The following is a 13,831-nucleotide window of genomic DNA, read 5'->3' on the forward strand; positions in this document are numbered from 1 at the left end:
CACACTCATGACGATGGCGGCACTCGTACCCGAATACGACCGCGGCACGGTGGGCGGAGGGGCCTCCGCGGTCGCCCCCTCCGCGGAACCGCCCCGGCTGCTCAAGTTCCACGCACCCGAGATCGTGTTCGGCATCGACTCCATGGTGGAGGCCGCGCGCGCCGCCCTCCGCCTCGGTGCGTTACGGCCGCTGCTCGTCACCGACCCCGGCCTGATCGAGGCGGGCTGGGTCGCCGAACTCGTCGGCCACCTCAGGGCGCAGGGCGTCGACGCCCGGGTGTGGAGTGCCCTGACACCGAACCCGAAGGACTACGAGGTCGCGGCGGGTTACGAGTACTACCGCGAACACGGCTGCGACGTTCTCATCGCGCTTGGCGGCGGGTCGGTGATCGACGCGGCCAAGGGTGTCGCAATTCTGGCCGCCAACGGTGGGAACATTCTCGACTATGCCGGCGTGGACAAGGCGACCATGCCCATCCCGCCGTTGGTGGTGGTGCCGACCACGTCGGGCACCGGAGCTGACGTGTCGCAGTTCTGCATCGTCACCGACACGGCTCGCGGCACCAAGATCACGATCCTGGGTCGCGCGCTGGTTCCCGACATCACCGTCATCGACCCGCGGGTACTCACCACGATGCCCGAATGGCTCAACGCCGCAACGGGTCTGGACGCACTCACGCACGGTATCGAGGCATTCGTCTCGCTGGGGCACAACCAGCTGACCGACCATCATGCGCTGCGCGCCGTGGTGATGGTGACCGACAACCTGGTACGCACCATCGAGAAGCCGAATGAGATGAGTGCGCGGGTGTTGATGGCGCAGGCCAGCCTCGAGGCGGGTCTGGCGTTCACCAACGCGATCCTTGGGGCCGCCCACGCGATGAGTCATCAGGTCGGTGGCCTCCTCGACCTGCCGCATGGTGTGATCAACGGAGTCCTGCTGCCCCACGTGATCCGGTTCAACGCCGAGGTGGATCCCACACCGTTTGCCACCATCGCCAACTGCCTGGGGCTGGTCGACCAACGTGCACCCGCGGCCGACGCCGCCTGCGCCCTCGCCGACCGGGTGCAGCGACTCGCGGCCGACGTCGGCGGACCGCGCGGGCTGGCCGAGCTGGGTGTCAGCGAGGACGACCTGCCCCGCCTGGCGAAGACCGCGCTGCAGGACGCATGCATGACCACCAATCCGCGCCAGGCCGACGAGGCGCAGATGGAAGCGTTGTTCCGGGAGGCGATGTGACGGCGGCACCGGGGCTGGGTGGTGGCAGCAGGCGGGTCAGCACACCGGATTTGGAACGGCTCACCGGCGTCCGATCCGGCAAGGGCACCTTCTACCCGGAGTTCCGGGTTGCCGCGCAGCGCACCGAAAGGGTCGTCGCAGCCCTGGACGCGATCTCGCGGGCGCTGGTGCAGACGGTGCACGGGCCCGAACCGCTGGTGCGGGCGGTCGCAGAGGCCGCTCGTACCCACCTGGGTGCCGACTGGGTGCTGCTCGCCCTCGCCGACGGTGCGCTGCCCGAGGCGCGGCCGCGTCACCTGATCCTCGACGTCGACGGGACCATGTACTCGTTCGAGGGTCTCGCCGGTGCGCGGGATCCCGGCCCTCACCTGCCGGACGCGGTCCTCAATCGGCTCAACGACGTCCTGCGCGGGCAGCTGGCCCAGTTCCGGCTGCCCGTGATCGAGAGTCACCACGCGCATGTGCCGATCGAACTCGATGGCGGCGTGATCGGCGCCTTCGCGGCGTGGACGCCGAGCCACCGCACGCTCGACGGCACCGACGAGACCGTCATGCGAATTCTCAGCAGCCAGACGGCGGTGGCGCTGCAGAACTGCGCGCTGTTCCAGACCTCGCAGGCCCTGCTGGCAGAGTCCCGGGCCCGATACGCCGAACTACTGGCCACCCAGCGTGAACTCGATGCGGCACAACGACATCAGGTGCTCGACTCGGAACGGCACCGCATCGCGCGCGAACTGCACGACAGCGTCACCCAGTGCGTCCTGTCGGCGGGTATGCAGATCGAGGTGGCCCGCAGTGAGCTGAATGCCGCAGGCGGCCACACGGAGGAACCAGGCGCCCGCCTGGATCTGGCCAGGGACCTGACCCGCTCGGCGGTTGAGCAGCTGCGCTCGGCCATCTACGCGCTCAACCACCCGGACCACGCAGGCCGGAGCAGTCTGCCCGACTTGCTCGAACAGCTTGCGACGGTGCACATGCCGGAGGACCTACAGGTGTCGCTGCAGGTCTCGGGCACCGTGATCGAACTGCCAAGTGACGTCGAGCACGCCCTCCTGCGCATCGCGGGGGAGGCGCTGTTCAACACCGCGATGCACGGGCACGCCAGGAGAGCGATCGTGAGGCTGGGGTACCGGCCGGGCGCGGTCAGCCTGTCAATCTCCGATGACGGCACCGGGGAACCCGACAAGCTGCGAATCGCGTTGCGTCTGGCGGAGGCGACCGACGTCGACGGCCACCATCGCGGCCTGGTCAACATGCGGGCCCGGGCCCAGGAGTACGGCGGCACCTTCGAGGTGCAACGGTCGCGCATCGGCGGTGTCCGGGTGGTCGCCACCATCCCGGTCCATCCAAGAGCAAGAGAAGGAGTCGGCAATGACTGCTGACCTCACGACACGCACTATCCGTCTGGTCCTGGTCGACGACCACGCGATCCTGCGCCAGGGATTGCGCTCTCTGCTCGAACGCGAGGACGACTTCGTCGTGGTCGGCGAGGCATCGTCGGAGGGCGAGGCAGAGGCGGTGGTACGCGCAGTGTCCCCGGATGTGGTGCTGCTCGACCTCAAGTTGTCCGCCGGTTCGGACTTCGAGGGGTTGTCGTTGTGCACCAAGCTGTCTGCGGCGCATCCCCAGGTCGGACTGCTGGTGCTCACCACGTTCCTCGACGAGGATCTGGTGGTCCGTGCGGTGCACGCCGGTGCCAGGGGATACGTTGTCAAGGATGTCGACACCACTGAGCTGGTTCGGGCCATTCGGGCGATCTCGTCGGGGGAGAGTGCCTTCGACGCCCGCAGCGCCGCCGCCGTGGTGCGTTCACTGAACGGGCGCACCGAACCGCGTCAACAGTTGACCGACCGCGAACTGGACGTGCTGCGCCTGCTGGCGACGGGACTGTCCAATCAGAAGATCGGCGAGACGTTGTTCATCTCGGGGACGACGGCCAAGTTCCACGTCAGCAACATCATGCGCAAGCTCGAGGTCAGCCGGCGTGCCGAGGCGGTCTATGCGGCCAGCAAGCGCGGCCTGATCTAGCGGTCCAGAACCAGCCAGCCGCCGTGGAATTCGTGCGCGCGCGCCCTGGCCACGGTTGCCCGTCGGGCGTCGGCGATGGCGCACAGGGCGCCCATGTCGAAGCGCTGGACGTGTCCGTAGCAGGCTCTCGGGACCTCCTCGAACGGCACGGCCACGATCACGCGGCGGCGCGCCAGTCGCACTGCCTCATCGAGGATTGCATCGGCAGTCACCGTATCCACGTGCTCGAGCAGATGAAGCACCGTGACGGTGTCCGCCGCTCCTGCGGCCAGCGGTACGGTCGTCGCGTTGCAGCCGATGGTGCGCAACGGCCTGCGCAGGCGCACGCTCATCCTGTCCAGCAGCCGCATGGTCGGCGCGCTGAGATCAGTCGCCGTGACGGTGAGCCCGGCTGCCGCGGCGCGTAGCGGGAAGAATCCGAAACACGAACCGAGATCGATGATCTCGTTGCCGATCACCAGAGAAGCCGCATGCTCGTGGATGGGTGCGAATGCGGCGTCGCCGCGCTCGAGACGGTCGACGGAGTTGCGGTAGAACCGATACCAGGGGTCGCCGCCGTCATCGTCCAGCGTGGACTCGATGACGCCGGTGAACACGGCCTCGAACTCCGGCTGGCCGCGAAGCACGCCGGAATCGTCGAGTTCCGTGGCCAGCAGTTCGGCGAGGTCGTCGGACATCTCCTCGGGACGCAGATCGTGGGCCACGTCGAGCACACCCGTGCGGCGGGTGGTGCAGAATCTCTTCGTGCACAGCGCATCACGGTCGACATGGGCGTGGACGTGGGCCATGTGAGGGCCGGTGCGGCGGCGGACCCGGACGGTGAGCTGGTCGACCATGCGGATCACGCTATGTCGCGGCGGCCCCCGGCACGCGCCCCGATCGGGTCTCATCGTCGACCCGTCCGGGTGGGTGAACAACTGCCCGTTCGGCGGGTGCCCCGGCGCCGAGCGAACCCTAGCGTGGGTGTTGTCCGTCACACCTGGAGGTAATCACGATGTCCGACCACGACGCGCAAAACGATTCCACCGCAGACGACCTCGTCGAGGAGACGCTGGTGGAGGAAGTCATGATCGACGGGATGTGCGGGGTCTACTGATGTTCGACCTCGACCAACGCTGGCTGCTGCACCACCAGGTCGAGCTGCGGCCCGAACCGTTCGGTGCGTTGCTCTACCACTTCGGTACCCGCAAGCTGTCCTTCCTCAAGGATCTCACCGTCGTCGCCGTGGTGCGTGCGCTTGCGGATCATCCGTCGGCGCGGGCCGCGCTGCGTGCCTGTGATGCCGATCGACCTGCGTACGTCAAAGCGCTTTCCACCCTGGCGGATTCGCACATGCTGGTGCGTGCGTCATGACGCTGGTCGACCAGTTCGAACTGGGCCTCGACGCGCCGATCTGCCTAACCTGGGAACTCACCTACGCCTGCAACCTGTCGTGCGTGCACTGCCTATCCTCGTCGGGTCGGCGAGATCCACGTGAACTCACCACCGAGCAGTGCAAGGCCGTCATTGACGAACTCGAACGCATGCAGGTCTTCTACGTCAACATCGGCGGCGGGGAGCCCACAATCCGCTCCGACTTCTGGGAACTCGTCGACTACGCCACGTCGCATCACGTGGGCGTCAAGTTCTCCACCAACGGCGTGCGCATTACCCCCGCCGCCGCGGCCAAGCTCGCCGCCAGTGACTACGTCGACGTCCAGATCTCACTGGATGGTGCCACCGCCGCCGTCAACGACGCGGTTCGCGGACCGGGCTCCTACGACATGGCCATCCGGGCACTGCGGAACCTGGCGGCGGCCGGCTTCAAGGATGCGAAGATCTCCGTTGTCGTCACCAGACACAACGTCGACCAACTCGACGACTTCAAGGCTCTGGCAGACGAACACGGGGCCACATTGCGCATAACCCGGCTCCGCCCCTCCGGGCGAGGCGCCGACGTGTGGGACGAACTGCACCCCACGGCCGCGCAGCAGCGTCAGCTGTATGACTGGCTGGTGGCCCGCGGCGATAACGTGCTCACCGGAGACTCCTTCTTCCACCTGTCTGCCTATGGCGAGTCGTTACCCGGTCTCAACCTGTGCGGCGCCGGCCGGGTGGTGTGCCTGATCGACCCAGTGGGTGACGTCTACGCATGCCCGTTCGCCATCCACGACCAGTTCCTGGCGGGCAACATCGTCTCGGACGGCGGCTTCGGTTCGGTCTGGCGCGATTCCAAGCTGTTCACCGAACTCCGCACGCCGACCACCGGTGGGGCGTGCGCGAAGTGCTCGCACTTCGACTCCTGCCGCGGTGGCTGCATGGCCGCGAAGTTCTTCACCGGCCTGCCGCTGGACGGGCCTGACCCGGAATGCGTTCAGGGATATGGCGAACCGGCCCTGTCGGCCGAACGGCTGGTGCCCAAACCCGCGGTGGACCACTCCCGTTCCATCCCACTAGCCGTCATCAACCGTCCACCCAAACGGGTGTGCGACGTCAGTCCGCTGGCCGGACTGCTGTAGAGGAAGGCCCACGACATGGCGAAGACCACCTGGTTCGAGACCGTCGCCGAAGCCCAGCGAAGGGCGGCCAGGCGGCTTCCGCCGAGCGTCTACTCGGCGCTGGTTGCCGGATCCGAGCGCGGCACCACCATCGATGACAACCTGGCCGCGTTCACCGAACTCGGATTCGCGCCACACCTCGCAGGCCTGTCCGGCAAGCGTGATCTGACGACGACCGTCATGGGGCAGGCGATCTCGCTGCCGGTGCTCATCTCACCCACCGGCGTTCAGGCGGTGCACCCCGACGGTGAGATCGCCGTCGCACGGGCCGCCGCGGCCCGGGGCACCGTCATCGGCCTGTCCTCCTTCGCGAGCAAGTCCATCGAGGCGGTGGCCGAGGCCAACCCGCAGACCTTCTTCCAGATGTACTGGACGGGTGGCCGCGACAGACTCGTCGCCCGTATGGAGCGGGCCAGGGCCGCGGGTGCAGTGGGGCTCATCCTCACCACCGACTGGTCGTTCTCCAGCGGGCGAGACTGGGGCAGCCCTGCGATCCCAGAGAGAATGGATCTGCGGGCGATGATTCGCCTTGCACCAGAGGGGCTTCGACGACCACGCTGGCTGGCGGACTTCGTCAAGTCCGGTCGCGTACCCGACCTGACCACCCCCAACCTCGCCGAGCCGGGCAGCCCCGCGCCGACCTTCTTCGGTGCATACGGCGAATGGATGCAGACCCCGCTGCCGACATGGGACGACATCGCCTGGCTGCGTGAGCAGTGGGGCGGGCCGTTCATGCTCAAAGGCGTCATGCGCGTCGACGACGCCCGCCGTGCCGTCGACGTCGGGGTCAGCGCGATCTCAGTGTCCAACCACGGCGGCAACAACCTCGACGGCACACCAGCCCCGATCAGGGCGCTGCCCGCGATCGCCGAGGCAGTGGGTGACGACGTCGAGATTCTGCTCGACGGCGGGGTGCGTCGCGGCAGCGATGTGGTCAAGGCACTGGCCCTCGGCGCGCGAGCCGTTATGCTGGGCCGCGCCTATCTGTGGGGGCTCGCCGCCGGAGGACAGGCGGGCGTGGAGAACGTCCTCGACGTCATCCGAGGCGGGATCGACTCCGCACTGCTCGGATTGGGCCACTCGTCAGCGCACGACCTGAGCCCCGCCGACCTGGTGATACCCGCCGGCTTCCGGCGTGACCTCGGCGTCTAGGTCTGACCGCCATCGGCTCAGGCCGGGACGGACGCCGCGACGAGTTCGACCTCCACCGGTGCACCAGATGGAAGGCACCGCACGCCAATCGCACTGCGCGCGGGCAGCGCCCGTGAGCCCAGGGTGGCCACGATCGCATCGGAGGCGCCATCGGCCACGGCGGACAGATCGTGGAAGTCCGGCGCACAGGCGATGTAGACGGTCATGCGCAAGCACCGCACGCCGGCATCCGCGGGCAGCGCCACCCGGACGGCTGCCAGTGCGTTGGCGGCCGCGAGTCGCGCTGCGGCGCGGGCCTGTTCGATGGAGACCGTCGAGCCGACCTCCCCGGTGATGGTGAGCTGCCCGTCCCGTCGCGGTGTCATGCCCGCGCTGTACGCGACGCCGGCATGCACGACAGCAGACGCGTAGTCGCCCTGCGGGTCAGGAGGCTGATGGCGCTCAGTCGACACCGATCGCCACCCCCTCCTGTCTGGGATCGGCTGCACCGCTGAGGATTCCGCGTTCGTCTCGGGAGATGATCTGGGCGCTGCCGTCCGCCCCGTACGCGGGTTGCACCACGACGTGGTGGCCGCGTGTCCGCAACTCGTCGCGGACGGACTCCGCTGTCGTCGCCTCGACCCGCAGTTCGTCGGGTTCGCCGATGACGTGGGCGTCCGAGCCGGGGTACACGGTGAACCGGGGCGCCGAAACGGCTTGATGCGGGCCCAGCCCGTGGTCGACGAGGTGCGACAGCAGCTGCATGTTCCATTGCACCTGGCCGTCACCGCCGGGGGTGTTCCCGACGTGGAGCAGTTGGTTGAGATCGTCGGTGACGATCCAGGCGTTGAGGGTGTGCAGCGGTTTGCGCCGTGGCGCGACCTCGTTCGGATGGCCGGAGAGCAGGTAGGCGCCGCGCCCGAGCCGATTGTTAAGCACCACACCGGTTCCGGGAATGGAGAAGTTGGCGCCGAAGGTGAGTGCCAGCGAGTGGATGAAGCTCACGGCGCGGCCCTCGGCGTCGACGGCGACCGTGGAGGTGGTGTCACCGGCGAGCACGCCGAACGCGGAGGGGTCTGCGACGGAGGACTCCAACTGGTCACGCTGGGACTGAATCCGGCTGGGGGCGAGCACATCGTGAGCGCCGGTGTTATCACTGCCGCACAGTTCGAAACGGTCCCGAAAGGCAAGTCGCGCGGCGCGCGCCATCCGGTCGATCGCCTGGGCGCCGAGCCACGACATGGAACCGACGACACCGTCGCACAACGCCGCCTGCTGCAGCATCATCCAGCCGGCAGAGGGCAGCGGGGTCTGGTGCACGAGCGCGCCGCCGTATCGGGCCGTGATCGCCGGTTCCGCGTCCACCGACGCGCCTGCCGCCCATTCGTCACCGCTGAACGGGGCGCCGCCTGCGGTCAGCGCCGTGACGGCTCGTTCGGCCAGCTCGCCGTGATAGAAGCCTCGAGGGTCGCGGGCCAGCTGACGGATGGTGCGGGCCAGGTCGGGCTGGCGGAGCCGATCCCCGACGTCGACCGCGGTGGATCGTGCGGCGAACACGGCGGCGAGGCCCTCGTCAGTGCGGATGCTGTCAAAGGCCTCGCGCACGTCCCGGGCGGTCTTGGCCGAACACGGCAGTCCGGTCTCGGCGAGGCGAGCGGCGGGCTCCCACAGCTCTTCGAGCGCTGTCGTCGCGCCATGGGCGTGCATCGTGGCGAGCGCCGCGGGCGCACCGGGGACGGTCACGGACAGGGGGCCGTCCAGCGGAATGCTCGACAGGCCCTTGGCGCGGTAGAAGTCAGCGGTGCCCCCGTCTGGCCCGAAACCCGAACCGTTGACCGTCCACACCCGACCGTCGGGTTCCCGGACGATCGCGAAGGCATCTCCGCCGACTCCGCATTGCCCGGGAAGGGTCAGCCAGGTGACGGCGGCCATGGCGAGGGTGGCATCGATCGCGTTACCGCCCTCGGCGAGCACCCGCGCGCCGGCGAAGCTCGCGGCCGGATGGCTCGAGCTGACCATACCGCCGGCCGACAGCGCCGGCGGGCGCGCGGGAGCCGTCATCCCAAGCCTCTGCGGGCGCGTCGGCTGGGGACGATCGCGGCGTCGCCGGGATCCACGCCGACGAAGATCTCACCGTCGCGTTCCTCGACGGGATAGGTCTTGATGGGCACGGTCGCGGGCGGGCAGACGGGTTCACCGGTCTTCAGATCGAATGCGCTGCCGTGGCAGGAACATCCGATACCGTCGTCGACCAGCTTCCCCGATGACAGCAGGCAGTCCAGATGGGTGCAGTAGTTCGACGTCGCATATGCGGTGCCGTCCAGGCGGGCCACCGCGAACTCGTGGTCGCCGGCGAAGAACCGTCGCACCATGCCCTCCGGCACCTGCCCGGACCGGGCGACTCGCTTGAATTCCATTGCAATCTCCGTATTTTGGTGAACAGTCAGGCGACTGGATTGAGATAGACGGTTTTCTCGAGCGTGTAGAACCCCATCATCGACGGGCCCGCCTGTTCCTTGAAGGTCTGGGTGCTCGACGCCTTGTACCCGCCGAACGGCGCGTTCATGGCCATCCCCGTCGTCGGCTGGTTGATCTTCACCAGACCACTCCTCGACCGGGACGCGAATTGCGTTGCGGCGGCGATGTCATTGGTGACGATGGCCGCGCTGAGCCCGTACTCCGTCGCATTGGCCAGCAGGATCGCCTCGTCGAGGGACACCGCTCGCTGAAAGGTGAGCAGCGGTCCGAAGACCTCCTCGCGGACGATGCGCATCGTGGGCGTGGTGTCGGAGAAGACCGTCGGGCGGACGAAGAAGCCCCCGCCGCCCACCGTCGTGCCGCCGCAGCGCAGCGTCGCCCCGTCATCCTCACCGGCACGCACGTAGGCCAGAAACGTCTCGAGCTGAGCGGCGCTGGCCAGCGGGCCCATGTTGACGCCGGTGTCCGCGCCGGGGCCGACAGACAGCGCCTCGGTCTTCGCGACGACGCGCTCCAGTAGCTCGTCGTGGACAGCGTCGACGGCGATCACTCGGCTCGTCCCGGTGCACGCCTGGCCGCTGAGACCGAAGGCGCCCTTGATGATCAGCGCCGCGGCCGCGTCGAGGTTCGCGTCCTCGGCCACCACGACGGGGTTCTTGCCGCCCATCTCGAGCTGCACCCGCCGGTCGGGACCCACCTCGCGGTGGATCAACCGTCCCACCCGGGTTGACCCGGTGAACGTGACGGCTGCGACTCGGGGGTCGGCCACCATCGCCGCCCCGGCGTCGGCACCGCCGTGCACCAGGGCAATCGCGTTCGGCGGCAGCCCGCCGGCCAGCATCGCCTCGACCAGGCGCTGGCCCATCAGCGGCGTGACCTCAGACGGTTTGAACAGCACCGGGTTACCCGCGGCGAGGGCAGGGCCGAGCTTGCGTGACGGGATGTTCAACGGGAAGTTCCACGGGGTGATCGCAGCGACGATGCCCACCGGCTCGCGCAGTGTGTACACCAGGCCGGCCCCGGCCGCGGGGTAGGTGTCCCCGGTGGTGCGGGTGGCCTCGCCTGCGTAGAACCGGAGATTCGCCGGTGTCCGGCTGACCTCCATGGTCGCCTCGGCGGTGGTCTTGCCCTCCTCCCGGACGAGTTCGGCGATCAATTCGGCAGACCTCGACTCGAGGTGCGTCGCCGCAGACTCCAGGATTGCTGCCCGACGCTCCGGCGAGGTCGCGGCCCATTCGGGTGCGGCCTTGTCGAGTGCGTCGATGGCGCCGCGGACGTCGGCCTCGCCTGAGGCCGGGAAGCTGCCGATCACGTCGTCCTGGCAGGCCGGATTGCGGCGTTCAAACGTCTCGCCGGAAACCGCTGGCACCCAACGGCCGTCGATGAAATTGGCACCCTCGAACATCACTGCACCGCCTCTTCCGTGTCGACGAGATCCCATAGGTCGGTGTCCTCGTCGGCGAGCACCGTGGCCTCGACGGGGCGGCCGAGTAGTTCACGCGCAACCATCACGTCGTCTCCGCGGTCAATCGCGAACGCAGCACAGAGGATGCCGTCGTCGACATAGAAGGCGGTGAAGTCCCGCTCGGCGGGGTTACCGCGGATGACGATGTCGCAGGTTTGCGTTGCGGCACCGAGGAACTGGATGTTGTGGTCGAACTGGTCCGACCAGAACCAGCTCGCCTCGTCTGAGACGGCGTCGCGACCGAGCATGGCGTTGGCGACCGCAGCGCCCTGCTTGTTGGCGTTGTCGAAGTGCTCGAACCGGACGTGGCGCCCGGCCCGTGCGGAGTGGCGGCGAGCGACGTCGCCTGCGGCGAATACGTTGGGAATCGAGGTCCGGCCCTGCGCGTCCACGACGATCCCGTCGTCGATGTGCAGCCCCGCCTCCGCGGCGACAGCGGTGTTGAGCACGATTCCTATCCCCACCACGGCGATGTCGGCTTCCAGCGGCGGCCCGTCGTCGATTTCGATGACGACGTGATCGTTGGTGGTGCGAAGGGAACGGACCACGGCGTTGGTGCGGAGATCGACGCCCCGATCGCGATGCATTCGCGCGCACTCGGCGCCCATACGTGCGCCGACGACGGCGGTCAGCGGCACTGCGGCGGCCTCCAGTATCGTGACGTCGACACCCAGGGCCACTGCTGTGGCGGCGATTTCGAGCCCGATGAACCCGGCACCGATCAGTACCAGCCGCTGACCGGGTGTCAAACACCGCTGCAGTCGTTGCGCGTCACCGATGGTGCGTAACTGGTGCACCAGATCGGGCCGTGGCCCCGGCACCGGCAGTGTGCGCGGGCGACCGCCGGTCGCGATCAGCACCGAATCCGCGAGAATCGGTTTGTGCCCGGCGATTTCGACGGTCCGCGTGTTCGGGTCGAGTCGCGTCACCGCCGCGCCGGTCAGGACTTCGACAGCGTTGGCGGTCCGCCACGCCTCGGGCAGTATCTGCAGCGACTCGAGAGTATCGGTGCCGGCGAGGAATTCCTTCGACAGCGGTGGCCGCTGGTACGGCATGTGCGGCTCATCGCCGACCAGGACGATGCGTCCGTCGAATCCTCGGCGGCGCAGGGTGCGGGCCGCCACCGCGGCGGTCTGTCCCGCACCTATGGCGACGAATGTCTGAACGGTCATCCGTGGGCTTCCTCTCCGGCGGTCGTGATGGTGGACAGCTGAACCGTGGTGTCGACGTAGATGGTGTCCGCCTCCACCCGCACCGGGTAGGTGGGTTGGCAGCGGTCCTGGCCCTCCTCGTATCCGGTTTCCAGGTCGAACTGCCACTGGTGGCCCGGGCAGATCACCTTGCCGTGCAGCAGTGTGCCCTTCGACAGCGACCGATCCTGGTGGATGCAGGAGTCCGCCATCGCGTACACCCGCCCGGCCGCGGCGAAGAGTGCGACTGCCACACCGCCGCACTCGACCCGCAGTTTGCGGCGACGATTCAGGTCTGTGATCGTCGCCACCGCAATCCAATCCGCGGTCATGCCGGGTACCTTCCTGGCCAGGCGCGTGCACCGTGAGCGAGGGCCCACGGTGCACGACGCACGGGATGTTCAGCTGCTGGAGCGGCTCAGACGGCCGCCGACTCCAGATCCGGAGCGACGTAGTGGTCGTAGAGGCCCTTGGTGTAGGAGAAGCGCATCTCCGCGCCCCACCGGACCAGTTGCAGGCAGCGCTGCTGCAGCTGTGGGGTGTCGGCATGGTCGAGCACGATCTGATACCCGCGCTCACCGTGCACCACGTCGGAAGTGATGTGCAGGTCGAAGAACTCGATCTCGTCCTCGGTGAACTTGTACACCTCGCGAAGGGGAACGATCTGCTTGGTGTAGATGCTCGGCACCTGCGACTCCAGGCCCACCACCAGCGCTGCCGTCGCGACGACGAAGTGCTCACGCTGCGACACCGCGTAGCACCACGCCTGCAGGCCACGCGTGATCGGGTTCATGTTCGAGGGATCCTCGATGCGTTCCTTCGTGGTGCCGCACGCCTCGCCGAACTTGATGAGGAGGTCGGTGTGCCGGATATCGGCGAGTTCCTCCTCGTACATGTTCTGCAGCGTGAAGTCCTTGGCTCCCGTGAACTCGTCGGGGGTGTTCGAGTAGATGTTGGCCAGGTAGTCGGCGAACGGTCCGACATAGTGGAAGTGGTTCTCGGCCCACCGCGCGAAGTGCCGCTTCTGCAGCTTGCCCTCCGCCCATGCCTTACTGAATGAGGCGTTCTTGGCCTCGCGCCCCTTGATGGCGTTCTCGAGTTCTGCGCGAAATTCTTCGCGCCCGAGGAGTGCGGTCATCGAAGTGTCCTTTCTGGCTGTTTCACGAAATCGATTGATTTGTACTGTCTTCGGCGCCGATGTAGCGAATTCGGTGCTGTACCAAGGACATTAACCAAACCCACTGCGGTCAGCCATGGACAGAATCACCCGCGAATGCGCCCCGCGCTGGTCAATATGCACAGGTGCGTGTCAACGCGCGACGGACGCGGTCAGCGCCTCGAACTCCGCCAGGATCGCGGCGCCGACGGCCTTGTCCTGCTTCCCGTTGCCGCCGCTGATCCCCACCCCGCCGACGATCTGACCATCGAAGACCAGCGGGAATCCGCCGACGAAGATGGCGAACTTCCCGGGCAGCATGTGGCTGATTCCGAACGCCTCGTTCCCCGGCAGCGCCGGCCCGTCCGGCGGCTCGTTGAAAAGGTGCGTGGCCCGCTCGTGTCCGGCGGCGGTGAAGGCCTTGGCGATCGCGATGTCCACACCCGTCAGCCGGGCACCCGGCAGGCGGTGCAGGGCGAGGACGTTGCCGCCGTCATCGCAGATGCAGAGTGTCTGTTTCACGCCGAGTTCCTCGGCCTTTGCCCGGCCCGCGGCCAGCAGTGGCAGCGCATCGTCCAGGGTGATCCGGTGAATTTGGTGCATGGT

General features: G+C 67.8%; 16 protein-coding genes. 7 read left to right on the plus strand and 9 right to left on the minus strand.

The genetic code is table 11. From position 1 onward, the window contains the following. Window positions 1-13: 13 nt before the first annotated feature. Genes ABIA65_RS05980 through ABIA65_RS05990 form a run of 3 tightly spaced genes read left to right on the plus strand, consistent with a single transcriptional unit; the run spans window position 14 to window position 3,268 of the window. Window positions 14-1,240 (plus strand): iron-containing alcohol dehydrogenase, encoded by a 1,227-nt coding sequence (locus ABIA65_RS05980; protein ID WP_241402698.1) that lies wholly within the window; start codon window positions 14-16, stop codon window positions 1,238-1,240. Next, complete coding sequence (locus ABIA65_RS05985; RefSeq protein WP_354522938.1) at window positions 1,237-2,622, plus strand: MadS family sensor histidine kinase; 1,386 nt, start codon at window positions 1,237-1,239, stop codon at window positions 2,620-2,622. Before ABIA65_RS05980 ends, ABIA65_RS05985 begins: the two co-directional genes overlap by 4 nt. Further along, on the plus strand, window positions 2,612-3,268 hold the full coding sequence (locus ABIA65_RS05990; RefSeq protein WP_354522939.1) for a MadR family response regulator transcription factor: 657 nt from the start codon (window positions 2,612-2,614) through the stop codon (window positions 3,266-3,268). The genes ABIA65_RS05985 and ABIA65_RS05990 overlap by 11 nt, the downstream gene beginning before the upstream one ends. Here the strand turns inward: ABIA65_RS05990 and mftM are convergent. Continuing rightward, window positions 3,265-4,104, minus strand: a complete 840-nt coding sequence (gene mftM, locus ABIA65_RS05995; RefSeq protein ID WP_354522940.1) for a mycofactocin oligosaccharide methyltransferase MftM — start codon at window positions 4,102-4,104, stop codon at window positions 3,265-3,267. The two genes, ABIA65_RS05990 and mftM, sit on opposite strands and share 4 nt — an antisense overlap. A 158-nt stretch (window positions 4,105-4,262) precedes the next feature. On the opposite strand from mftM, the gene mftA reads away from it, so the two are divergent. From mftA to mftD, 4 genes are read left to right on the plus strand one after another with little or no spacing between them, the layout of a single operon-like run. Next, a complete protein-coding gene (gene mftA, locus ABIA65_RS06000) occupies window positions 4,263-4,364 on the plus strand; it encodes a mycofactocin precursor MftA (RefSeq protein WP_241402701.1) in 102 nt (33 codons plus the stop codon). Continuing rightward, window positions 4,364-4,621 carry a mycofactocin biosynthesis chaperone MftB gene (gene mftB / locus ABIA65_RS06005; RefSeq protein WP_241402702.1) on the plus strand — a complete coding sequence of 86 codons (258 nt, stop codon included), beginning with the start codon at window positions 4,364-4,366 and terminating at the stop codon, window positions 4,619-4,621. Before mftA ends, mftB begins: the two co-directional genes overlap by 1 nt. After that, window positions 4,618-5,766 carry a mycofactocin radical SAM maturase gene (mftC, locus tag ABIA65_RS06010; protein ID WP_354522941.1) on the plus strand — a complete coding sequence of 383 codons (1,149 nt, stop codon included), beginning with the start codon at window positions 4,618-4,620 and terminating at the stop codon, window positions 5,764-5,766. The genes mftB and mftC overlap by 4 nt, the downstream gene beginning before the upstream one ends. Window positions 5,767-5,781: 15 nt before the next feature. Then, entirely contained in the window at window positions 5,782-6,957 is a 1,176-nt protein-coding gene (mftD, locus tag ABIA65_RS06015) for a pre-mycofactocin synthase MftD (RefSeq protein WP_354522942.1), read from the plus strand. Between the two features lie 17 nt (window positions 6,958-6,974). Here the strand turns inward: mftD and ABIA65_RS06020 are convergent, their stop codons facing one another. From ABIA65_RS06020 to ABIA65_RS06055, 8 genes are all read right to left on the minus strand, one after another. Continuing rightward, entirely contained in the window at window positions 6,975-7,409 is a 435-nt protein-coding gene (locus ABIA65_RS06020; protein WP_241402705.1) for a RidA family protein, read from the minus strand. Next, window positions 7,399-8,997, minus strand: coding sequence for a gamma-glutamyltransferase family protein (locus ABIA65_RS06025; RefSeq protein WP_354522943.1), 1,599 nt, complete (start codon window positions 8,995-8,997; stop codon window positions 7,399-7,401). The genes ABIA65_RS06020 and ABIA65_RS06025 overlap by 11 nt, the downstream gene beginning before the upstream one ends. Continuing rightward, window positions 8,994-9,353, minus strand: coding sequence for a Rieske (2Fe-2S) protein (locus ABIA65_RS06030; RefSeq protein ID WP_354522944.1), 360 nt, complete (start codon window positions 9,351-9,353; stop codon window positions 8,994-8,996). Before ABIA65_RS06030 ends, ABIA65_RS06025 begins: the two co-directional genes overlap by 4 nt. 26 nt (window positions 9,354-9,379) lie before the next feature. Beyond that, window positions 9,380-10,819: an aldehyde dehydrogenase family protein gene (locus ABIA65_RS06035; protein WP_354522945.1), complete on the minus strand. Its 1,440-nt coding sequence runs from the start codon at window positions 10,817-10,819 to the stop codon at window positions 9,380-9,382. After that, entirely contained in the window at window positions 10,819-12,051 is a 1,233-nt protein-coding gene (locus ABIA65_RS06040; protein WP_354522946.1) for an NAD(P)/FAD-dependent oxidoreductase, read from the minus strand. Before ABIA65_RS06040 ends, ABIA65_RS06035 begins: the two co-directional genes overlap by 1 nt. Next, window positions 12,048-12,401, minus strand: a complete 354-nt coding sequence (locus ABIA65_RS06045; RefSeq protein WP_354522947.1) for a Rieske (2Fe-2S) protein — start codon at window positions 12,399-12,401, stop codon at window positions 12,048-12,050. The genes ABIA65_RS06040 and ABIA65_RS06045 overlap by 4 nt, the downstream gene beginning before the upstream one ends. A gap of 86 nt (window positions 12,402-12,487) precedes the next feature. Then, complete coding sequence (locus ABIA65_RS06050; RefSeq protein WP_241402711.1) at window positions 12,488-13,207, minus strand: iron-containing redox enzyme family protein; 720 nt, start codon at window positions 13,205-13,207, stop codon at window positions 12,488-12,490. A gap of 171 nt (window positions 13,208-13,378) precedes the next feature. Next, on the minus strand, window positions 13,379-13,828 hold the full coding sequence (locus ABIA65_RS06055; RefSeq protein WP_241402712.1) for a GlcG/HbpS family heme-binding protein: 450 nt from the start codon (window positions 13,826-13,828) through the stop codon (window positions 13,379-13,381). Window positions 13,829-13,831 lie beyond the last annotated feature (3 nt).

The organism is Mycolicibacterium sp. 624 (assembly GCF_040548615.1).
In the GTDB taxonomy this organism is placed as follows: Bacteria; Actinomycetota; Actinomycetes; order Mycobacteriales; family Mycobacteriaceae; genus Mycobacterium.

Bases quoted from the DNA above. Each gene is read 5' to 3' on its own strand.
- ABIA65_RS05980 (WP_241402698.1), top strand. From the start codon at position 14: ATGGCGGCACTCGTACCCGAATACGACCGCGGCACGGTGGGCGGAGGG.
- ABIA65_RS05990 (WP_354522939.1), top strand. From the start codon at position 2,612: ATGACTGCTGACCTCACGACACGCACTATCCGTCTGGTCCTGGTCGAC.
- mftM (WP_354522940.1), bottom strand. From the start codon at position 4,104: ATGGTCGACCAGCTCACCGTCCGGGTCCGCCGCCGCACCGGCCCTCAC.
- mftA (WP_241402701.1), top strand. From the start codon at position 4,263: ATGTCCGACCACGACGCGCAAAACGATTCCACCGCAGACGACCTCGTC.
- mftB (WP_241402702.1), top strand. From the start codon at position 4,364: ATGTTCGACCTCGACCAACGCTGGCTGCTGCACCACCAGGTCGAGCTG.
- mftC (WP_354522941.1), top strand. From the start codon at position 4,618: ATGACGCTGGTCGACCAGTTCGAACTGGGCCTCGACGCGCCGATCTGC.
- mftD (WP_354522942.1), top strand. From the start codon at position 5,782: ATGGCGAAGACCACCTGGTTCGAGACCGTCGCCGAAGCCCAGCGAAGG.
- ABIA65_RS06025 (WP_354522943.1), bottom strand. From the start codon at position 8,997: ATGACGGCTCCCGCGCGCCCGCCGGCGCTGTCGGCCGGCGGTATGGTC.
- ABIA65_RS06030 (WP_354522944.1), bottom strand. From the start codon at position 9,353: ATGGAATTCAAGCGAGTCGCCCGGTCCGGGCAGGTGCCGGAGGGCATG.
- ABIA65_RS06035 (WP_354522945.1), bottom strand. From the start codon at position 10,819: ATGTTCGAGGGTGCCAATTTCATCGACGGCCGTTGGGTGCCAGCGGTT.
- ABIA65_RS06040 (WP_354522946.1), bottom strand. From the start codon at position 12,051: ATGACCGTTCAGACATTCGTCGCCATAGGTGCGGGACAGACCGCCGCG.
- ABIA65_RS06045 (WP_354522947.1), bottom strand. From the start codon at position 12,401: ATGACCGCGGATTGGATTGCGGTGGCGACGATCACAGACCTGAATCGT.
- ABIA65_RS06050 (WP_241402711.1), bottom strand. From the start codon at position 13,207: ATGACCGCACTCCTCGGGCGCGAAGAATTTCGCGCAGAACTCGAGAAC.
- ABIA65_RS06055 (WP_241402712.1), bottom strand. From the start codon at position 13,828: ATGCACCAAATTCACCGGATCACCCTGGACGATGCGCTGCCACTGCTG.